This window comes from Alicyclobacillus sp. ALC3, assembly GCF_028751195.1.
In the GTDB taxonomy this organism is placed as follows: Bacteria; Bacillota; Bacilli; order Alicyclobacillales; family Alicyclobacillaceae; genus Alicyclobacillus_L.
The window spans coordinates 2,573,374-2,594,020 of the sequence record NZ_CP066784.1 but is presented as its reverse complement, the minus strand read 5'-3'; the positions used below and the strand labels follow the sequence as shown (position 1 = coordinate 2,594,020).

Below are 20,647 nucleotides of genomic sequence, written 5' to 3'. Positions count from 1 at the left end.
GTTATCACCTACCTTGCCCTGGTATGGAATTCTGGTTTCTGACATAGCCATAGAGACCGGCGATAATCAGGACAATGCCGAGCACATACCCGATGACTGCGGTATACACGTTGATGTGAGGGACCTTCAGCGCAATGACCACGACGGCTAGCAGTACAATCCACCGCGTGACCATACCGATGATACCGGACGCGATGAGAATCGGTCCCTGCGTACCATCATTCACGTGTCCTTGGCGGATCATACTATAGACCACGTAGGCACCGCCGACCTCGCCTAGGAGTAGACCATTGACCTCAACTCGCCACATCGGCAAGACAAACCAAGCAATGGCGGTCAGGACGAAAATCCCGAGCCCCGTCAGCTTAATGGTTCGCAGCCGTCGATTGAGGCGTTCTAAATCATTCATGACTTATCTCCCAAGAATTGATGTGCGAGGAACGCAAGCCCTGACGAACCCACGATGAACCCGACGACTACGCCGACGACATTCAACCACGGGTGGTGCCAGCGCAAGCCGAACACATGACCGAAGTATCCAAACACGACGATGCACGTGGGCAGTTGCAGCGTTGCACCCGAGAAGAGTGCAAACATTCGCCACGGTGCCATGTCGCTGCGGGGCTTATTTTGCTTGTTCGCGAACCCTTCCACCACCCTACCCCTGAAGGTACAGGAAGCGATTGCAGGTCGGTCCAAGTCGTGATTTGGCCAATTGTACAGAGCCCATGGCGTTGAGTTCCTGGCGTTGAGTTCCTGGCGCTGAATTGCCCAGATGCGGGATGATAGATTACCAGCGGCACGTTCTGCGGGTTGAGTCACCTCGTCGCGGGCCGATTTTCGCGTTCCGGACCTGCGGGCCGGTCGCCCAGTGACTGTGCCGAGAACGGCCCAGTTGGTCCAGTCCGATTTGCCCAGCCCTTTGGTCGGTCCGATTCGTCAATCCGATTCGTCAATCCGACTGGTCGTTGGACGGTCCACTCGACTCGATCACGCCCGTGAATCGACTTGGTTCGACTGGTCCCTCGACTCGGTTCGCAACATGTGCCGTAGACAGTCGCAGGCCCCAGCTGCCAGCAACTGGAGTCCGTTCAGTTCCGAATCTGGACTGTTTGTCTTCGTCACGTTTCTCGCGAAACCTCGCCTTGACCGCCCCAACCGCGATGATCACGACTACTGCAACCCTTTACGCGAACTCACCCGGAAGCATTGCCACCGCGTGCGCTCGGTTTGTCGCGCCCGTTCGGCTCCCGTTGCATTGCGTCCAACCTGCGCTCGTGGCGTCCGTCAGCGCTGGCGATGCGATCGCCGCGCTTATCGGCGTGTTTATAGCCCACGTACCGCCTTGCCGTCGCAATTGGGAGCGCTTCCCTGCGCAACTCCATTCATCCGCCTCAATCGCCACTATTCGACTCTCTTCGCGCACATCGTGATCGCGAAGGTGGGCCGCACGCCCGAACCCGCTTCGCCCGCAGCGCGTCTTTCTAGCGCATCATCTGCGGCGCGGTCTGCAACGCTCTCTACCGTTCTGCAGGACGTCCATCTCTGGGGCGTCCTCTTTACCGGCCGATCGCGGCTGCGCACTTTCTCACAACCTTCTGCAGACAGGATTCGGCATATGTGATTAGGCCAAACCAGACGGGTACCGTACACCGCGAGACAGCGTTGCACCCTGTGAAACAGCAGCACCTCACAGTGAAATGCCAGAACCCGTGATAATAGTACACTACCGAAAAATTCATTGTCAATGAACGCAAATTCAGCCTAGACGGTTTTTGTCCCGGGCCTTTGCCGATGTCATAAATCTGTTTCATTCAACCACTACAAACTATAGACACAGAGGTGAGGAACGGGTGTAATTCTGCGCGCGTGTAATTGGAGGGCGGAAGGCGGAAGGCGGAAGGCGGAAGGCGGAAGGCGGAAGGCGGAAGGCGGAAGGCGGAAGGCGGAAGGCGGAAGGCGGAAGGCGGAAGGCGGAGGGCGGAAGGCGGAAGGCGGAAGGCGGAAGGCGGAAGGCGGAAGGCGGAAGGCGGAAGGCGGAAGGCGGAAGGCGGAAGGCGGAAGGCGGAAGGCGGAAGGCGGAAGGCGGAAGGCGGAAGGCGGAAGGCGGAAGGCGGAAGGCGGAAGGCGGAAGGCGGAAGGCGGAAGGCGGAAGGCGGAAGGCGGAAGGCGGAAGGCGGAAGGCGGAAGGCGGAAGGCGGAAGGCGGAAGGCGGAAGGCGGAAGGCGGAAGGCGGAAGGCGGAAGGCGGAAGGCGGAAGGCGGAAGGCGGAAGGCGGAAGGCGGAGGGCGGAGGGCGGAGGGCGGAGGGCGGAGGGCGGAGGGCGCAACAAGCAACTGTACGCCACTATGGCGCTGAGGATGGGACGTCCTTCCAAAATGCCGGTAACTGCAGCCCACAGATTAAAGGTTAGCGACACAAAGTGTCGCTAATCAACCAATGGCAGGCGAAACTGGTGATCGAAACCGACACATAGCTGTTGGCAGGGCTCGGCTATGTGATCGAAATCGACACATAGCTGGCGGCAAGACTCGGCTGTGTGATCGAAATCGACACATACCAGGCGGCAGGACCCGGCTATGTGATCGAAATCGACACATAGCTGGCGGCAGGGCTCGGCTATGTGATCGAAACCGACACATAGCTCGTAGCAAGGCCCGGCTATGTGATCGAAATCGACACATGGCTGGCGGCAAGACTCGGCTATGTGATCGAAATCGACACATAGCTCGTGCTACGGCTCGGCTATGTGATCGAAACCGACACATAGCAGGTGCTACGGCTCGGCTATGTGATCGAAATCGACACATAGCTGGTAGCAAGGCCCGGCTATGTGATCGAAATCGACACATACCAGGCGGCAGGGCTCGGCTATGTGATCGAAATCGACACATAGCTGGCGGCAGGGCTCGGCTATGTGATCGAAATCGACACATGGCTGGCGCTGCGGCTCGGCTGTGTGATCGAAACCGACACATGGCTGGCGCTGCGGCTCGGCTGTGTGATCGAAACCGACACATAGCTGGCGGCAAGACTCGACTATGTGATCGAAGTCAACACATACCAGGCGGCGGGACTCGGCTATGTGGTCGCTGGCGCCGCTAAACGCTTAAACTCGTGGCGCTACCCGGCAGACGAACCACCAACGAACCACCAACGAACCACCAACGAACTACGCCGCATTGACACTGTACGAACGCAGGTCCGCAGGTCGCCCATCTCGCAAGTCCATTAAAAGGAGAAAATCGCCTCAGAGGCGATTTTCAGCAACTTTAGGATAGCCAAGATTCGCAGAGTGCCAGCCCGCCAGCCCGCCAGCCCGCGGCCGCGTTACTGCCTGCCCTGCCCTGCCCTGCCCTGCCCTGCCCTGCCCTGCCCTGCCCTGCCCTGCCCTGCCCTGCCCTGCCCTGCCCTGCCCTGCCCTGCCCGCGCCGCCGCCGCCAAAGATTGCCCGCGCGGCGGGCGGGCGTGCTGCCGCTACAGGCGCTCCACGACCATGGCCACGCCTTGGCCGCCGCCGATGCAGAGTGTGGCGAGGCCATAGCGGCCGCCACGCTTCTGCAGCTCGTGCAGGAGGGTGACGAGAATGCGCGTGCCACTCGCGCCAATCGGGTGGCCGAGCGCGACAGCGCCGCCGTTCACGTTCAGGCGGTCGTGATCAAATGCGAGTTCCTTGCCGACCGCCAGTGACTGCGCGGCGAATGCTTCGTTAGCTTCAATCAGATCCATGTCCGCGACCGTCAGGCCCGCGCGGTCCAGTGCGCGCCGCGTTGACTCGATGGGGCCGAGGCCCATGACGGCGGGATCGAGGCCGACACTCGCGTACGACAGTACGCGCGCCATCGGCTTCAAGCCAAGCGACTCAGCGCGGCTCGCTGAGGCAACCACCACTGCGGCGGCGCCGTCGTTAATGCCGGAGGCGTTGCCGGCAGTCACCGTGCCGTCCTTCTTGAAGGCCGGGCGCAGCTTCGCGAGGCCTTCCGCCGTTGTGCCTGCGCGCGGGAATTCATCCGTATCAAAGACGACCGAGCCTTTGCGACCGCGGACTTCCACCGGGACAATCTCGTCCTTGAAGCGCCCACTCTCGATCGCCGCGACCGCTTTCTGCTGGCTCCAGGCCGAGAACTCGTCCTGCTCTTCGCGCGTCAGGCAGTAGCGCTCGGCGATGTTTTCGGCCGTAATGCCCATGTGCGTGTCGCAGAATGCGCACCACAGGCCGTCTTTAATCATGCTGTCGACCACTTGTGCGTCACCCATCCGATAACCAGCGCGCGCACCCGGCATCAGGTACGGCGCGTTCGTCATGCTCTCCATGCCGCCTGCGACGAGCACCCCCGCGTCCCCCGCCCGGATGGCCTGGGCGGCGAGCATGACCGTCTTCAGACCCGATCCGCAGACTTTGTTGATCGTCGTCGCCGGCACCTCGTGCGCGAGACCGGCGCGAATCGCGGCCTGGCGCGCGGGGTTCTGGCCCAGGCCAGCCTGCAAGACGTTGCCCATCAGAACCTCTTCGACTTGTGCAGCGTCGACGCCGGCGCGCGCGAGTGACTCGCGGATGACTATCCCCCCCAAGTCCGTCGCTGACATCGGCGCCAGTGTGCCATGAAAGTTGCCAATCGCTGTGCGTACCGCCCCGGCCAGCAAGACTTCTTCAGACATTCCCGGTCACTCCTCTTCTACCGTGAAAGGTTGCGGCCGCGGCCCGCGGCCAAAGTGGTGGAGAATCGCCTCGACGATGCGGCGCGACGCCTGGCCATCGCCGTACGGGTTCTTGCGCCCCGCCATGTCAGCGTACTTCTCCGAATTACGCATCAGCTCGCAGGCCGTGTCAAAAATGGCGTCGCGACTGGTGCCGACTAGTTTCAACGTGCCGGCCGCGATCCCTTCCGGACGCTCCGTCGTATCGCGCATCACCAGCACCGGCACGCCGAGCGACGGCGCTTCCTCTTGGATCCCGCCGGAGTCCGTCAATATCAGATACGCCCCAGCCATGAAGTTGTGATTGTCGACGATGCCAAGCGGGTCAATGAGGTGAATGCGCGGGTGGTTGCCAAGCACCTCGAACACGGTCTTGCGCACGCTCGGGTTGAGATGCACCGGGTAGACGAGGTGGATGTCCGGAAACTCGTTAACCAGCTGCAACGCAGCCGTGCAGATGTTCTCGAGCGGCTCGCCAAGATTCTCGCGCCGGTGCGAGGTCATATACACCATGCGGCTGCCAGACGGAATGGCGTCGAGCACCTCATGCCGGTACCCCTTTTGGATGGTCGTGCGCATCGCGTCAATAGCCGTGTTGCCCGTCACGAACAGCCGTTCTTCCGGTTTGCCCTCTTTACGCAGGTTGTCTCTGGACCAGTCTGTCGGAGCGAAGAAGAGGTCGCACAGCACGTCGGCGAGTTGGCGGTTCATCTCTTCCGGGTACGGGCTGTACTTGTCGTAGGTGCGCAGTCCCGCTTCGACGTGGCCAATTGCGACTTGCTGGTAGAAGGCAGCTAACGCTGCCGCAAACGTCGTCGTGGTGTCGCCGTGAACGAGCACAATGTCAGGCTTGCGCGCCGCGATGACCTGTTCGAGACCTTCGAGCGCCTTGCGAGTGATAGTGCCAAGCGTCTGACTCGGCTCCATGATGTCGAGGTCGTCGTCGGGCGTGATGTGGAAGACGTCGAGCACCTGATCGAGCATTTCGCGGTGCTGCGCCGTCACGCACACAGTCGACTCGATGTCGCTGTAGCCCTCGAGTTCCTTCACGAGCGGTGCCATCTTCACTGCCTCCGGCCTGGTGCCGAAGACTGTCATCACGCGAATGGGGTCCCTGCCCACATAAATCCTCCTCAAATCGATCCTGTTGGCCGGGTCGAGTGCTGCTACCCGACGACAGTTCACCGCTGCCAAGACTGCGCTAGACTGCGCTACTTCGTACCGTAGAGGCGGTCGCCCGCGTCGCCGAGACCCGGGACGATATAACCGTGATCATTGAGCTTCTCATCGACTGACGCGACGTAGATGTCCACATCAGGGTGATCACGCTGCACTCGCTCCACTCCAACCGGCGCGCTCACGAGGCACATCAGCTTGACCGAGTTTGCGCCGCGCTGTTTGACGGCGGTAATAGCAGCGGACGCCGAGCCGCCTGTCGCGAGCATCGGGTCAACGACAATGACCTCGCGCTCCTCAAGCATACTCGGGAGTTTACAGTAGTACTCGACCGGTTCGAGCGTCTCCGGATCACGATAGAGGCCGACATGCCCCACCTTAGCGTTCGGAATGAGTTGCAGAATGCCGTCCGCCATCCCGAGTCCAGCGCGCAGCACGGGCACAATGGCGAGCGTTTTCCCGTGAATCACCTGTGCTTGTGTGGTGGCCACAGGCGTCTCAATCTCGACTTGAGCCAGCGGTAAATCGCGCGTGATCTCGTAAGCCATCAACATCGCAACTTCCTGCACGAGTTCGCGAAACTCTTTGGTTGGTGTGTCCTTCATCCGCATGTAAGTCAGTTTGTGCGCGATGAGCGGGTGTCCGAGCACGTGTACTTGTCCCACTGGCGTATCTCCTTTGCAAAAGCGTACACTTGACGATAAGTAACTTTGTCTGGGCGTTTGATTCCCGGCAAGTTGACTAGAATGGAGTGTAACAAGGCCGTATCTTGTGCAGAGCCATTTCAGAGCCATTATAGCAGAATCCCGGGCGCGGCGAAGGGCGGCGCCTGTGGGCGGCGAAGCGAAACGGGGGTGTGTCGAATCGTGGCGAAACGAGTGAAGATTCTCATTCTGTCTGCTTCCTATGGCGAAGGCCACCAGCAAGCGGCGACTGCGATTCGAGACGCGATTGGCGCCGAGTGCCCCGAGGCGGAAGTGGTGATTGTCGACTACATCCGTGCAATGCACCCGACACTGGACTCGATCGCTAAGTACTGCTACTTGCAAAGTGTGCGCTTTGCGCCAATGCTGTATGGCTGGTTCTACAACGGGACGAGTCAAATCGCGCCCAGTTCGCTTGTGCAACGCCAACTCAACTCGATTGGTTTGAATGGACTCGACGAACTCCTGCGGCGGGAGGCACCAGACGTGGTGCTCTGCACATTCCCGACGCCTGCCGGAGTCGCTTCACACTTGAAGCAACTGCGGCGGACGAACGTGCCACTGGCGACCGTAATCACCGACCACGCGGTCCACAGCCAGTGGATTCACCCGCACACGGACCTCTACTTCGTCGGCTCGCACCCCGTGAAAGCCGGCCTGATAAAGCGTGGGGTGGCGGCGAGAGCGATTAAGGTCACCGGAATTCCACTGCGCTCCACGTTTTTTAACAGTACCCACCATGAGACCGACCGTACGACCGTGCAACAGCATTACGGACTCAATCCTGCGCTGCCGACGCTGCTCATCATGGGCGGCGGGTACGGAATGCTCGGCGAGATCGAGAGCATCGTCGACAACCTGCTCAATGGGGCGGGCGGCGAGAGTCCGGTGGGCGGCACAGGATTGCTGGGCCGTGGCCTGGCCAGCGGCAAACCGGCACTCCTGAGTGGGCTGCTGCCGATTTCTGGCGGACTGCCGCGTCCTAGCCGGCTTCTCCCGATTCCGAGCGGACTGCCGCGTCCTAGCCGGCCGCTCCCGATTCCGAGCGGACTGCCGCGTCCTAGCCAGCTGCCGCCGCTTCAGATATTAGTGGTGACCGGGCGCAACGAGCGCCTGCGCGCGCAGCTGGAGGCGATGCTGACCGACCGGCCGATGGAGTGGCAGCAAAGAGTGCGCGTGTTCGGGTTTATCGACACAATTGCGGAGTTGATGGCCGTCTCCGACTTAATGCTGACGAAGGCTGGCGGTCTGACGGTGTCGGAAGGGCTCGCCTCACAGCTGCCGATGGTGCTGTATCGGCCCATCCCGGGCCAAGAGGTGCAAAACGCACGCTTCCTGGTTCGCTCGGGCGCCGCGGTGCTAGCCGAGAACCAGGCCGACGTCGTGCAACACGTACACAATCTGCTGCTCTGGCACCCGGCCTTACGCGCCGACATGCAGCAACAGGCGGCGAGAGTGCGCAAGTTGCACGCGTCTCGCGAGATCGCGCGAGAAGTCATCGCGTTAGCAGAGCGTCGGCAGGCGGAGAATCGCCCCGGTCACGATTTGCAAATGGGACCTGCTTCTGCGCAGAGTAAAACGGCATGGGACATCGGGTGACCCGAGGAGGCGTAAGTTTGCGCGAGTCACTAGGACGTTATCTGAATCTGAACCGCTGGCTGGAACCCGAGTTGTTCCAGCCGTTTTTACTAGGCATCCTGATTTGCCTGACGATCTCGGAATTTGTGCGTGGTGCGCTCGCGCTGAGCCTGTTACCGACGTACGGGCACGTGGTACTTGGGTTTCCAGTCGCGTGGACGGCACTCGCACTGTCGATTCAGTACGCAGTCGATACAGCGCTGCGGGCACCTGCAGGGTGGTTAATCGACCGCGTTGGCCACCGGCCAGTCCTCGCCGCGGGATATGCGACGATGATCGCCGCGATTGTGACGATGATGCACGTCGAGACAGTCCATGCGCTGTTGTTGGCAGCAGCACTGTACGGCGTCGGCCTAGCGCCGGTATGGCCTGCCGCAATGTCGGCCATTAGCCTCGCAACGCCGGTGCAAAAACGCGCCGTGTTCATGAGCTACCTGAACCTATTTTGGCTTGGCGGCGCTGGCGCTGGCCCGGTCGTCACAGGACTGGTGATCGGCTTTGTCCACAGCCCGCACGATGCGGCTGCGTTTTGGCTGCTCGTCGTGATGGCGGCCGTTGGACTTGTGCTGGCCTCCTTCTTCGGCGGACGGAGAACGCTCGCGCAGGCTGCCGTGCGGGCGTCGGCCGGTGGGGCGTCGGCCGGTGGGACGGTGGCCGGTGGGACGCTGGCCGGTGGGGCGGCGAGCGGTGGGACGGCGAACGGTGGGACGGTGGCCGGTGGGGCGGCGGCCGGTGGGACGGTGGCCGGTGGGGCGGTGGCCGGTGGGGCGGCGAGCGGTGGGACGGCGAACGGTGGGACGGTGGCCGGTGGGGCGGCGCCGGGGAGTGTGCGGGCGCGCCGAACACTCGACATCGAGAGGCGGAGGCGGTTGGTGTACTGGCGGGATCTGCTGCGCAACCTGAGAGAAGCCGCCTACCTGTTCCCCGGCATGTTCGCGCAGACCTTCGCGATTGCGGCGCTGCTGCCGATTCTGTCGGTATACACCAAAGAAGTGCTGCATCTCGGCGGCGCCCTGTACGCGGCGCTGCTCGTGTTTGGCGGCCTGCTGGCGGTGTCGCTCCTCGTGCCGGCTGGCAAACTGGTCGACCGCATCGGATCCCGCATGTTCCTCATCCCCGGCCTCTGGCTTGCCGGCGTCGGTCTTGTGCTCTACCCGCTGCACCCCACGGTGCCAACGACGTTTGCGGCGATTGGGCTGTTCGGCGCCTGCTACGCGTTTATCTTGCCAGCGTGGAACCTCGTCCAGGACGAGTCGATTGATCCCGACAAAAAAGGCACCCTATGGGGCGTCTTCATGGCGGTGGAGGGCATTGGCTCGGCGACGGGCCCGGCAGTCGGCGGTCTGCTTTGGGACAAGGTTGGCACGGCGGCGCCGTTTTGGGCGAGCGGGGGCATGATCTTCGCGATGGGGCTGCTGTACCTCATCCTCCCCACTGGATCACGGCGCAACTCCCGCCGTTCCCGCCTCGACGCGGAACCGGACGGCGACGGCGCGGCCGACGTGCGGGCGTAGTGGGGGCCCGCGGCAGGCTTGCCGCGGGTGGCGGGTGGCGACGGTAAGCAGGCAGGGTGGCGGGTGGCGGAGTGATAGCGCCAATATGGCGCTATCCACACCATTAGCGCCATTCTGGCGCTATTCGCCGTAGGACTCCGCTTAGATAGCGCCACTTTGGCGCTATCCACTCCATTAGCGCCAGAATGGCGCTATTCGCCGTAGGACTCCGCTTGGATAGCGCCACTTTGGCGCTATCCACTCCATTAGCGCCATTCTGGCGCTATTCGCCGTAGGACCCCGCTTAGGTAGCGCCACTTTGGCGCTATCCACTCCATTAGCGTCAGAATGGCGCTATTCGCCGTAGGACTCCGCTTAGATAGCGCCACTTTGGCGCTATCCACTCCATTAGCGCCATTCTGGCGCTATACCCCATAGGACTCCGCACGGATTCCGCCAATATGGCGCTATCACACCATTAGCGCCATTCTGGCGCTATTCACCGTAGGACTCCGCTTAGATAGCGCCACTTTGGCGCTATCCACACCATTAGCGCCATTCTGGCGCTATTCACCGTAGGACTTTGCTTAGATAGCGCCACTTTGGCGCTATCCACACCATTAGCGCCATTCTGGCGCTATTCGCCGTAGGACTCCGCTTGGATAGCGCCACTTTGGCGCTATCCACTCCATTAGCGCCAGAATGGCGCTATTCGCCGTAGGACTCCGTTTGGATAGCGCCAATATGGCGCTATCCACACCATTAGCGCCATTCTGGCGCTATTCGCCGTAGGACTCCGCATAGATAGCGCCACTTTGGCGCTATCCAAACCATTAGCGCCATTCTGGCGCTATTCGCCGTAGGACTCCGCATAGATAGCGCCACTTTGGCGCTATCCACACCATTAACGCCATTCTGGCGCTATTCGCCGTAGGACTCCGCATAGATAGCGCCACTTTGGCGCTATCCACTCCATTAGCGCCATTCTGGCGCTATTCGCCGTAAGACTCCGCACGGATTCCGCCAATATGGCGCTATCACACCATTAGCGCCATTCTGGCGCTGGCTTGAGGCTAATATGCCGGAACTTAGCGGTAGGCCACGGCCTGCTAAAGCCCAATCCAGCCTAACCCAAGCCCAACCCAGCCCAACCCAATACCCAATCGGTTGGTGGGCCGTCACAACGGCCCACCTCCAACTTGCCTTTCGAAATCCAATCGGATGGCGAGCCGTCATGGCGGTTACGGCGCAGCGAGCCGGCACAACGAGTCGGCACAGTCGGCCCGGCTGTGCCGGCGGCCCGGCTCCAATCTGCTCAAAAGTTACTCCACGTAGCTGAGGCCCGAGTAGAGCGGGAAGCGCGCCGTCAGCTTCTGCACGCGCTCCGCGGCTTCGTGAGCGGCGGCTTCGTGAGCGGCAGCCTCGTGAGCTGCAGCCTCGCGCTCCGCAGCTTCGCGCTCCGTGGCAGCGGGGCTGGTTGCGGAGGCAGCGTCGACTGCGCCTTCGCCTGCCGATGAACCGGAGGCGCCCAACACCAGGGCGAAGACCTCCGCGATCTCGTCCATCGCCGCCGCGTCCATGCCGCGAGACGTGACCGCAGGCGTACCGATGCGGACGCCGGAGGTGACGAAGGGCTTGGCGGGATCGAACGGGATGGCGTTTTTGTTCACCGTCACGCCGACCTCGTCGAGGCGGTGCTCCGCCTCCTTGCCCGTCACCCCGAGGTTGCGCACGTCAATCAAGAGCAGGTGATTGTCTGTGCCGCCGGACACCAGGTTGAAGCCGCGGCGCAGCAGGCCGTCGGCCAAGGCATGGGCGTTGTCGATGATGCGGCGCGAGTAGTCCTTGAACTCCGGCTGCAAGGCCTCGCCGAACGCGACAGCTTTGCCCGCGATGACGTGCATCAGCGGGCCGCCTTGCACGCCCGGGAAGACGCTCTTGTCAATCGCTTTCGCCCACTCTTCGGTCGTCAAAATCATGCCGCCGCGCGGTCCGCGCAGCGTTTTGTGCGTCGTCGTGGTGGTGAAGTGGGCGTGCGGGATGGGTGACGGGTGGAGGCCGGCTGCCACGAGGCCTGCGATGTGCGCCATGTCGACGAACAGATACGCGCCGACCTCGTCCGCGATGGCGCGCATCCGCTGGAAGTCAATCACGCGCGGGTACGCACTCGCCCCCGCCACGAGCATCTTCGGGCGGTGTTCTTTCGCGATCCGCAGGACCTCGTCGTAGTCAATCGTCTGCGTCTCCTCCGTCACGCCGTAGGCGACGAAGTTGTACAACTGGCCGGAAAAGTTCACCGGACTGCCGTGCGTGAGGTGGCCGCCATGCGCGAGGTTCATGCCGAGCACCGTGTCGCCCGGCTTCAGTGCGGCGAAGTACACCGCCATGTTCGCCTGCGCGCCGGAGTGTGGCTGTACGTTGGCGTGCTCCGCGCCGAACAACTGCTTCGCCCGGTCGCGCGCGATGTTCTCCACCACATCCACATATTCACACCCACCGTAATAGCGCTTGCCCGGATAACCCTCCGCGTACTTGTTCGTCAGCACGCTGCCCATTGCGTCGAGCACCGCCTGGCTGACGAAGTTCTCCGATGCGATCAGTTCAATCTTGTCTCGCTGCCGATGCAACTCCTGTTCCATCGCACGCGCTACGTCCTCGTCCCATGCTGCCAAGTTTGGCATTTGCCTCTCCCCCTTTTATGTACCGAGCCTATTGGACCCAACGGCGGGTCGAACTGTGGTCGATCGCGCCGATGACCCTTCACCTAGCAGTCTCCGACGGGTTCGTCGCCGGTTGGCCGATCGCCGTCGAGGCCCAATCGACGCCGCGCTTCTGCAACGTCGTAGACTGCGCGTTCGCCGCCGATGCGCGGTGGGCGCGTGTGCGCCATCACCACGTGCGCACGGCCGACTTCCTTGCGTGACGCGCGAACCGGCACCGCCACCCGCTTCAGGTGCATGCCGACGAGTGTGTCGCCGATGTCGATCCCGGCGTCACCCCGAACACTCTCCACCAGGCAGGCGTCCGGGATCGCAAAATAGGCGTGCGCAGCCATCGCGCCCCCGGCCCCGGGCACTGGTACGGCCGCGACTTCTTGCCAACCGCGAGCGTCTGCCAGGTGTCGCGACACGACAAGCGACCGGTTGAGGTGCTCGCAGCACTGAAACGCCACGTCGCAACCGGCTTCATGCGCAAACGCAAGGACCGTGTCGACGACGACTTTGCCGAGCTCAACCGAGGTCGCCGTGCCAATGCGCTTTCCGGCGATCTCGCTTGTCGACGCCCCGACCACCAACAGATGCCCCGGGCGCAGTTGTGCAACCTGTTGCAGGTCAGCCAGGCAGGTCGCGAGTTCGTCGCGGACGCTGCCGAGAGTGACTTCTTCGTTCAGCACCCGCCGCCACCTGCCACGTCGGCGGCCAGTGCCTGCTCGGACGGCTTGTCACTCCCGCCGTCCCCGGAACTGGTTGCGGACAGGTACGACACCGCATCAGCGGCTGTGCCGTGCGCGCCATCACCGTGATCCCGAACCGCATCCAGCGCGTTCATCTGGTCCACGCGGCGCGCATGGCGACCGCCTTCGAAGTCAGTCTTAATCCAGACTTCCACGACCTGCCTGGCGACACCAGGGCCGACGACGCGTTCACCCATCGTGAGGACGTTCGCGTTGTTGTGGCGGCGCGACATCTCCGCGGAAAAGACATCGTGCGCCGTCACCGCGCGAACGCCTGCTACCTTGTTCGCTGTGATGCACATGCCAAGGCCGGTGCCGCAGATGAGAATGCCGCGGTCGTACCTTCCTGCCGCCACTCCCGTCGCAACTTTCTTGCCAAACTCTGGATAGTCAACGGAGCCGTCGCTGTATGTGCCAAGGTCGTCGAACTCGACGCCCAGGTCACGAAGCGTATCAAGCACTGTCTGTTTGAGGTGGAAGCCACCGTGATCACATCCGACTGCTACTTTCATTGCTGTAACTGCCTCCGTTCGTTTTTGCAGGCTCGCCAAGGTGCTGGTACAGATGCTGCAGGCTAGCCAAGGTGGCTGGTGCTGGTGCATGTCCTACTGCGGGTGCTGCTGTTGCGGGTGCTGCGGGTGCTTGCTCAGGATTCTCCACGCGGTTTGTGCAAGCGGTCGATCTCTTGCTGCGCCTCCAGCCGGTTTAAAAGGTCGTCAATCGCCGAATCTAACCGGTCCGCGCACGCCTCATAGGCGGCTTCGGGCCCACCGATAGGATCTACAATATCATACTGACCGCTGGATTGTCCGGCCGACCCGAACAGCTTCGCGGACCCGCTAGCAGCCACCGAGTCGCCGCCCGCACCGTGGCTTGAGCCGCCTGCCCCATCGCCTGTCTGGCCCAGGTCGTCGTCCGCAATAAACCGCAACAGCGCGTGGGTCTTGTCCGCGGCCTGAGGGAAGCGCCGCACCAAGTCTTGGCGGTGCGCCTCGGTCATGGTGAGCACAATGTCTGCACCGTCGAGCATCTTCTCAGTCACAGATTTCGATCGGTGCGAGGCTTGAATCTGACGCCTTTTGAGGACGGTGACAGCGTGATCGGCCATAGGCATGCCCGCACCCGCAAACACCCCTGCGGACCGGACTTGCCAGTTGAGACCGCGATCCTTCAACTTCTGCTTGGTGATGTGTTCTGCCATCGGACTGCGGCAGGTGTTTCCCGTACACACGAACAACAGGCGCACGATGCATCCCTCCTGCGCTTTCGATTGCAGTATATCGCTGTAAGAAATCGTCATGCAACGAACTGTGAGATCACGGTCCAGATGGACGGGGAGCCCTCGCTCAATTGGTCATGCTGTGTGTAGTTTATCGGAGAATTGGGATTTACGAAATAGATGCCGCTGTTGCGCAGCGGGCAGGATCAACTGGGAGCTTCGCGGAGAGGCGTGGAGGCGGGCGGAGGCGGGCGGGATTAACCGCGGCCGGGCGTGGGGCCAGGCGCAGGACCGGTCCGAGGCGGGCGCAGGACCAAACGGAGGCGGGCGGGATCAAGCGGGGCCGGGCGTGGGGCCGGCCGGAGGCGGGCGGGATCGGATGAAAGCTATTGCAAAAGGAAGTGGAGACCGTAGCCGAGGAGAATGGCTGCGCCGATCAACTCGCCGTACGTTCCGGTGAGCGCGTTCGCACGTTTGCCGACGAGGACGCCAAGGACAACCATCACGGTCGCGGCGGCGCCGAACACCACGGCGCTGACGAGGCCATAGGCTGTGCTGCGCAGGCCGAGGCTGAAGCCAACGGAGAGCGCGTCGAACGACACGCCGCCAGCGAACAGGACCGCGCCCACTGCGGTTGCGCCGAGCGTGACTTTATCAGCCTCGTCGCGGTGGAACAAACTCGCGTAGATCATGTGCAGCGCCAGTCCTATCAACAGCGCTCCGCTGAACCACTTCGTCACTTGCCCGAGCACACCGTGGAGCATCATTCCGGCATACAGGCCGCCGAGCGTCATGCCGACATGGAAGATCCCGATGAGTAACGCCAGCCGCAGCGCCCGCTCGCGCGAGAGACCTTGCAGGCCGAGCCCAACGGCGAGGGAAAACGCGTCCATACCGAGCGCAATCGCCATCATGAAGATTTGCATTCCGTCGTGTACGTGATTGAGTGAGAAAACTTGACTGAGCAACCGTGATCGCCCTCCTACCCACTCTCCCACTTATATGCGCTCGTCCACGTGAAGATGTCCAAGTTGCGGTGGGGCGCAGGCGTGAGGCGTAAAGGGGTGGGGCGTGAGGCGTAGGGGCGTGGGGCAGGCTGTGGCGGGGCAGTGTTCCTATATGGCAGCCTGTCACTCTGCGAATCTTGGCTATCCTAAAGTTGTTGAAAATCGCCTCTGAGGCGATTTTCTCCTTCTAATGGATTTGCGAGATGGGCACCTTCGACCCGCGTTCGTATAGCGTCAATGTGGCGTAGTTCGGTGGTGGTTCGGTTGCCGGGTAGCGTCACGAGGTCAAGCGTTTAGCGGCGCCAGCGACCACATAGCCGAGCCGGTAGCGGCCGCCATGTGTCGATTTCGATCACATAGCCCAGTCCTGCCGCTTCGTATATGTCGATTTCGATCACATAGCCGAGTCCTGCCGCCCCGTATGTGTCGGTTTCGATCACATAGCCGGGTCTTGCCGCCACCTATGTGTCGATTTCGATCACATAGCCGCGTCTTGCCGCCAGCTATGTGTCGGTTTCGATCACATAGCCGAGTCGTGCTGCTAGCTATGTGTCGATTTCGATCACATAGCTGAGTCTTGCCGCCAGCTATGTGTCGATTCCGATCACATAGCCGGGTCTTGCCGCCAGCTATGTGTCCATTTCGATCACATAGCCGAGCCGTAGCGCCAGCTATAAGTCGGTTTCGATCACATAGCCGAGCCGTAGCGCCAGCTATGTGTCGGTTTCGTGCCAAACATCTGCGCAACAGGTCATTAAAGTTCGTCATAATCGGAAAACGGCCCGTTCGGGCCGTTTCTACCAAACGGACGCACTTATTGGTTCGCTGGATGGCTAACAGGCCTGAACAGGCAGTCTCAACCGACAGTCTCAACCGGCAGTCTCAACGGGCGACTTGAACGGGCGTCCCAGTATACGCACTCTGTGCGCAATGGCGCAACCCGACCCACCCCGACGCGACTGCCCCCGCGACCGACTGCCACCCAGACCCGAGTGGCTCCGCGAGTGGCTACACCCGGACGACGCGACCGGAGGCCGCTTTCTCTAGGCGGTTCATGACCGCGAGCGCGAGCGGATGCGCGTCGCGTGCTAGCGGGTCGACCCCTGCAATGAGGATGCGCTTGGCGCCCGCGCGGTCGAATGCGCGCAGTAGGCGGTACAACTCGCGGCTGAGCGCCACCGTGTAGTTCTCACCAGGTTCCGGCCACCAGTCGAGCACCGATCCGCGCATGACACCGCGCACTTGCTCCGGTGCAATGATCGCGGCCGGGGAGGCTGCGGGATCTGATGCCACGCGGACAATCGTGTCTTCGACGGCCGCGGTGTCACCCATAAACACCATCACCTCCGCAGACGGCGCGTAGTGGCGGTACTTCATGCCGGGCGCGCGCGGGGCCGAGGTCGGGTCGAGGAGGTGGGCGTCGAGGGAGACCGGGACGGACAAGGCGTCCTCTAGTTGCTGGGCCGATACGCCGCCGGGGCGGTAAATCGTCGCATGGTCGATCCCGATGGCCACCACCGTCGACTCGACTCCGATGCTGGATGGGCCGCCGTCGATCACGCCAGCGATTGCCTCACCGAGATCCTCTACGACGTCTGTGGCGAGCGTGGGACTCGGGCGACCGGACTTGTTGGCGGACGGCGCTGCGACTGGGCAATTTGCCTGTTCCAGCAAGGCGAGCGCGACTGGGTGATTCGGCATCCGCACCCCCACGGTCGGGAGCATCGGGTGCGTCGAGGGTGCAAGTCGCGGGTGTGCGGGCAACAGCAGCGTCAGCGGCCCGGGCCAGAAGACTTCCATCGCGCGGCGGACGGTCTGCGGCAGCGTCGCGACATCCTGCACCACGCCTTCGAGGTGTCGTGTGCCGGCGACGTGCACGATCAGTGGGTTGTCCGCCGGGCGGCCCTTCGCCTCGAACACGCGCCGAACAGCCGACTCGTTCCAGGCATTCGCGCCAAGGCCGTACACAGTTTCTGTGGGAAACGCGACGAGGCCGCCTGCACGCAGCACAGACGCTGCGGCGTGCAGGCCAGCCAGGGTATCAGGCCAGACGTGCATCGACAACACTCCCTTACATCGTCACGCTACATCGCTGTCACGCTGTCACGCTGTCACGCTGTCACGCTCAATCATCAGTCATGCATGCTTCGAGATCCAATTCTGCACAGCGTGCCATAATTCCTCGCCGTAGTCGACGGAGGCGAGTCGCACCTGCACGTTGGTCATTTGTCCGTTCTGATTCGGGATCTTGATTGTCTCGAGCGGCGGCAGGTCCGGGAACCCACCGGTGTTCGGTACTGCATCGCCTTCCGCGATGTCGATGAAGCAGAGTGGCGGGAACAACACGCACCACCAGTTCATCCCCGCGGCCTTGCCGAGCTCAATGCGCAAAGCCTCGTAATTGCCCGCCGGGTAGACCTGGTTGCCGTAGATCTTGGTCGGAAACGGCACCATGCCCACGTTGGTCTTCACAGCGTATGTAAAGCCGTTCTGGCGGACGACCTTCTTCGCAAGCGCCTCGATCTGCGGAATGTGCGCCTCGACAATCGTGCGCGCCTGTTGCGCATTTTTCGCGCCCCTCAGGTACTCTGCCACCTGCACGACAACAGCGTTGCGCACCTTCAGCTTCACTGACTGGTCGGCGTTGCTGTCGCTGTTCGCTATAATCCGCAGCCGCAGCGCCTGTTTCGGGATGGGCGCGGCGCTCGGGGTCGCGATGTTGTGGATCACGCTGTCCACCGAAGCCGCCGCCGCCGTGAGGCTGCTGTTGCTGGAGGCGGAGGCGGACGCGCCGCCTGCGATGCTGCTGCTGCCGGCGGAGGCGGACGCGCCGCCTGCGATGCTGCTGCTGCCGGGCGGGATCACCTGTGCGTTCGCCGTTCCTTGCTGCAAGTACATCCGTCCTGCTCCGACCACCACTGCTACGCCTGCCAAGAACACGAGAAGCCGCTTCGCGCTCATTCCATCCGCCTCCTATCATCTCTAGCAAGCAGTCTGACCACGAGATGATAGGTTTATACCTGCGAGATTTGAGAGAGGCGCAATTTTGGCGGTGCCTACAGCCGTACCCGCAATCCGGTAAGTGTCAATTTGACACCTACAGCCGAACCCGCACTCCGGTAAGTGTCAATTTGACACCTGCAGCCGCACCCGCGATCCGGTAAGTGTCAATTTGACACCTGCAGCCGCACCCGTGCGCGTGTAAGTGTCAATTTGACACCTGCAGCCGTACGCGCACTCCGGTAAGTGTCAATTTGACACCTGCAGCCGCACCCGCACTCCGGTAAGTGTCAATTTGACACCTGCAGCCGCACCCGCACTCCGGTAAGTGTCAATTTGACACCTACAGCCGCACCCGCACTCCGGTAAGTGTCAATTTGACACCTACAGCCGTACCCGCGCGCGTGTAAGTGTCAATTTGACACCTACAGCCCCACCCGAGAGCCGCTAAGTGTCAATTTGACACCTACAGCCCCACCCGCACGCGTCGAAGTGTCAATTTGACACCTACAGCCCCACCCGAGAGCCGCTAAGTGTCAATTTGACACCTACAGCCGTGCCCGCGCGCGTGTAAGTGTCAATTTGACACCTGCAGCCGTACCCGCGAGCCGGTAAGTGTCAATTTGACACCTGCAGCCGCACCCGCAATCCGGTAAGTGTCAATTTGACACCTGCAGCCGCACCCGCGATCCGGTAAGTGTCAATTTGACACCTGCAGCCGCACCCGCGAGCCGGTAAGTGTCAAATTGACACCTACAGCCGTACCCGCGAGCCGGTAAGTGTCAATTTGACACCTGCAGCCGTACGCGCACTCCGGGAAGTGTCAATTTGACACCTACAGTCGTACAGCCGCACCCGCGCCAGGTGAAATCGGAGTAGGAGCTCAGTCAGTGGAAAGGTGGCCTGATACACCAGCTCGTGCACCAAGCGCCCGGGTAATACCGGGCAGATGTTGACTACGGCGGTGCTTGCGGGACAGTCGGCGGTGCGTACCGGACGGTTGCTTGTCGCTAGAGTTGCCCGGGCGGCGACAGTCGCTCGCCGGCCACGATGCGGCGCACGCCGCGCAGATCCGCGATGTCCCAGAACCGCCAGCCCAGCCAACGAGACTGCACACTTGTCGCGCTACTTGGTCCGCGGTGGTGCGCAGGGCCCAGATCGCAGCACGCTCCACCATTCTGAGCGGCGCCCGGGTCTGCGTCGGGCGCTTTGCCCAACTCACTATTCGAGTCTGAACTGCCTGTAAACAGCCCGATGACGTCGTCCGCTTGGTCGTCTCCCACTTCGAGAAAGAGGGCGGCAGGCGAGGCGGGTTCAAAAAACCGGTCACCCAGTTCTGCCAACCTACGGTAAGGGTCGAGCCCGTCTTCCCCGCCGTCAAGCGCGAGACGCGGCTCAAAGTCGCGGACTTCTGCGTCGAGCCCTTCGATCACGGCGCTTGGGATGTACGGCGGGTTGCTGACGAGCACTTGGGGGCGCGCAGCCGGGAGTCGCGCCTCAGCCGACAGGCCCTCCTCAGCCGGGAGTCGCGCCTCAGCGGACAGGCCCGCCTCAGCCGACGGTCCCAGCCGCACTTCGAAGTCAGCTTGCGCCGCCAGCCACGCGAAACCGTCCGTGACGACGACCTCGACGTCGGCGGCAAGGCGCTGTGCGTTCTCACAAGTGATCGCGGCCGCCTCCGGCGACAGATCAAGCGCAGTGACGCGTGCCTGTGGGCACTCGAGGGCAAGCGTCACAGCGAGAGCGCCGCTGCCCGAGCCGAGGTCGACAACACGCGCTGTCGGGGCGTGCGCCGTGATCCAACCAATCGCGGCCTCGGCCAGCACTTCCGTCTCCGGGCGCGGGATGAGGCAACCTTCGCGAACGGCAAACAGGCGGCCGTAGAAGCCCGCCTGGCCGGTGATATACTGCACCGGTACGCCCTGTCGACGCTTGGCAACCGCCTCGTGCAGTCGGGCCGCTGCCTCTGCCGGGAGAGCATCCATAACCGACGTGAGGATTTGCGTGCGCGACCAACCGGTGGCCCACTGAAGCAAAATGTCAGCCTCCGCCTCCGGTGCACGCGTGCCGGCAGAGGTCAGCTCAACCGTTACCCACGCGATGGCGGCGCGGACGGTCGGGATGCCGGCAGGGTCAGCCGGTGCCGTGGCGCGAACGGTCGGGATGCCGGCAGGGTCAGCCGGGGCCGTGGCGCGGACGGTCGGGATGCCGGCAGGGTCAGCCGTGAACACTTCGGGATCATCTGGAGCAGCCACGCC

19 protein-coding genes are annotated in these 20,647 nt (G+C 62.4%); 3 read left to right on the top strand and 16 right to left on the bottom strand.

The window, feature by feature from the left end:
* Positions 1-4: 4 nt before the first annotated feature.
* The 4 genes from JC200_RS12295 to JC200_RS12280 all read right to left on the bottom strand — a co-directional run bounded on the left by JC200_RS12295 (position 5) and on the right by JC200_RS12280 (position 1,385).
* The gene (locus JC200_RS12295) at positions 5-409 is read right to left on the bottom strand and encodes a hypothetical protein (RefSeq protein WP_274431994.1); all 405 of its coding nucleotides are present in this window, start codon (positions 407-409) and stop codon (positions 5-7) included.
* On the bottom strand, positions 406-654 hold the full coding sequence (locus JC200_RS12290; protein WP_274431993.1) for a hypothetical protein: 249 nt from the start codon (positions 652-654) through the stop codon (positions 406-408). The genes JC200_RS12295 and JC200_RS12290 overlap by 4 nt, the downstream gene beginning before the upstream one ends.
* 298 nt (positions 655-952) lie before the next feature.
* Complete coding sequence (locus tag JC200_RS12285) at positions 953-1,171, bottom strand: hypothetical protein (RefSeq protein WP_274431992.1); 219 nt, start codon at positions 1,169-1,171, stop codon at positions 953-955.
* 25 nt (positions 1,172-1,196) lie between these two features.
* A complete protein-coding gene (locus JC200_RS12280; protein ID WP_274431991.1) occupies positions 1,197-1,385 on the bottom strand; it encodes a hypothetical protein in 189 nt (62 codons plus the stop codon).
* A 1,658-nt stretch (positions 1,386-3,043) separates the two neighbouring features.
* On the opposite strand from JC200_RS12280, the gene JC200_RS12275 reads away from it, so the two are divergent.
* Entirely contained in the window at positions 3,044-3,235 is a 192-nt protein-coding gene (locus JC200_RS12275; protein ID WP_274431990.1) for a hypothetical protein, read from the top strand.
* Positions 3,236-3,477: 242 nt separating this feature from the next.
* On the opposite strand, the gene JC200_RS12270 is transcribed toward JC200_RS12275, so the two are convergent.
* From JC200_RS12270 to upp, 3 genes are all read right to left on the bottom strand, one after another.
* On the bottom strand, positions 3,478-4,659 hold the full coding sequence (locus tag JC200_RS12270) for an acetyl-CoA C-acetyltransferase (protein WP_274431989.1): 1,182 nt from the start codon (positions 4,657-4,659) through the stop codon (positions 3,478-3,480).
* Positions 4,660-4,665: 6 nt separating this feature from the next.
* On the bottom strand, positions 4,666-5,796 hold the full coding sequence (gene wecB, locus JC200_RS12265; protein ID WP_274436533.1) for a non-hydrolyzing UDP-N-acetylglucosamine 2-epimerase: 1,131 nt from the start codon (positions 5,794-5,796) through the stop codon (positions 4,666-4,668).
* A gap of 113 nt (positions 5,797-5,909) precedes the next feature.
* Entirely contained in the window at positions 5,910-6,539 is a 630-nt protein-coding gene (gene upp, locus JC200_RS12260) for a uracil phosphoribosyltransferase (protein WP_274431988.1), read from the bottom strand.
* 201 nt (positions 6,540-6,740) lie between these two features.
* On the opposite strand from upp, the gene JC200_RS12255 reads away from it, so the two are divergent.
* Complete coding sequence (locus JC200_RS12255) at positions 6,741-8,177, top strand: MGDG synthase family glycosyltransferase (protein WP_274431987.1); 1,437 nt, start codon at positions 6,741-6,743, stop codon at positions 8,175-8,177.
* A gap of 17 nt (positions 8,178-8,194) precedes the next feature.
* Positions 8,195-9,730, top strand: a complete 1,536-nt coding sequence (locus JC200_RS12250) for an MFS transporter (RefSeq protein WP_274431986.1) — start codon at positions 8,195-8,197, stop codon at positions 9,728-9,730.
* A 1,301-nt stretch (positions 9,731-11,031) separates the two neighbouring features.
* Here the strand turns inward: JC200_RS12250 and glyA are convergent.
* From glyA to JC200_RS12205, 9 genes are all read right to left on the bottom strand, one after another.
* Complete coding sequence (gene glyA / locus JC200_RS12245; protein ID WP_274431985.1) at positions 11,032-12,390, bottom strand: serine hydroxymethyltransferase; 1,359 nt, start codon at positions 12,388-12,390, stop codon at positions 11,032-11,034.
* Positions 12,391-12,473: 83 nt separating this feature from the next.
* On the bottom strand, positions 12,474-13,103 hold the full coding sequence (locus tag JC200_RS12240) for a TIGR01440 family protein (RefSeq protein WP_274431984.1): 630 nt from the start codon (positions 13,101-13,103) through the stop codon (positions 12,474-12,476).
* On the bottom strand, positions 13,097-13,675 hold the full coding sequence (gene rpiB, locus JC200_RS12235) for a ribose 5-phosphate isomerase B (RefSeq protein WP_338000172.1): 579 nt from the start codon (positions 13,673-13,675) through the stop codon (positions 13,097-13,099). Before rpiB ends, JC200_RS12240 begins: the two co-directional genes overlap by 7 nt.
* Positions 13,676-13,809: 134 nt before the next feature.
* Positions 13,810-14,409: a low molecular weight protein arginine phosphatase gene (locus JC200_RS12230; protein WP_274431983.1), complete on the bottom strand. Its 600-nt coding sequence runs from the start codon at positions 14,407-14,409 to the stop codon at positions 13,810-13,812.
* A 359-nt stretch (positions 14,410-14,768) separates the two neighbouring features.
* Complete coding sequence (locus tag JC200_RS12225) at positions 14,769-15,350, bottom strand: manganese efflux pump MntP (RefSeq protein WP_274431982.1); 582 nt, start codon at positions 15,348-15,350, stop codon at positions 14,769-14,771.
* Positions 15,351-15,682: 332 nt separating this feature from the next.
* Positions 15,683-15,829: a hypothetical protein gene (locus tag JC200_RS12220; RefSeq protein ID WP_274431981.1), complete on the bottom strand. Its 147-nt coding sequence runs from the start codon at positions 15,827-15,829 to the stop codon at positions 15,683-15,685.
* A 568-nt stretch (positions 15,830-16,397) separates the two neighbouring features.
* On the bottom strand, positions 16,398-17,447 hold the full coding sequence (locus tag JC200_RS12215) for an L-threonylcarbamoyladenylate synthase (RefSeq protein WP_274431980.1): 1,050 nt from the start codon (positions 17,445-17,447) through the stop codon (positions 16,398-16,400).
* A gap of 78 nt (positions 17,448-17,525) precedes the next feature.
* Positions 17,526-18,350 carry a stage II sporulation protein R gene (spoIIR, locus tag JC200_RS12210; protein WP_274431979.1) on the bottom strand — a complete coding sequence of 275 codons (825 nt, stop codon included), beginning with the start codon at positions 18,348-18,350 and terminating at the stop codon, positions 17,526-17,528.
* Between the two features lie 1,049 nt (positions 18,351-19,399).
* Positions 19,400-20,644 carry a N5-glutamine methyltransferase family protein gene (locus JC200_RS12205; RefSeq protein ID WP_274431978.1) on the bottom strand — a complete coding sequence of 415 codons (1,245 nt, stop codon included), beginning with the start codon at positions 20,642-20,644 and terminating at the stop codon, positions 19,400-19,402.
* Positions 20,645-20,647: the final 3 nt, after the last annotated feature.

Bases quoted from the DNA above. Each gene is read 5' to 3' on its own strand.
- JC200_RS12270 (WP_274431989.1), bottom strand. From the start codon at position 4,659: ATGTCTGAAGAAGTCTTGCTGGCCGGGGCGGTACGCACAGCGATTGGC.
- glyA (WP_274431985.1), bottom strand. From the start codon at position 12,390: ATGCCAAACTTGGCAGCATGGGACGAGGACGTAGCGCGTGCGATGGAA.
- wecB (WP_274436533.1), bottom strand. From the start codon at position 5,796: ATGACAGTCTTCGGCACCAGGCCGGAGGCAGTGAAGATGGCACCGCTC.
- JC200_RS12295 (WP_274431994.1), bottom strand. From the start codon at position 409: ATGAATGATTTAGAACGCCTCAATCGACGGCTGCGAACCATTAAGCTG.
- JC200_RS12280 (WP_274431991.1), bottom strand. From the start codon at position 1,385: ATGGAGTTGCGCAGGGAAGCGCTCCCAATTGCGACGGCAAGGCGGTAC.
- rpiB (WP_338000172.1), bottom strand. From the start codon at position 13,675: ATGAAAGTAGCAGTCGGATGTGATCACGGTGGCTTCCACCTCAAACAG.
- JC200_RS12215 (WP_274431980.1), bottom strand. From the start codon at position 17,447: ATGCACGTCTGGCCTGATACCCTGGCTGGCCTGCACGCCGCAGCGTCT.
- spoIIR (WP_274431979.1), bottom strand. From the start codon at position 18,350: ATGAGCGCGAAGCGGCTTCTCGTGTTCTTGGCAGGCGTAGCAGTGGTG.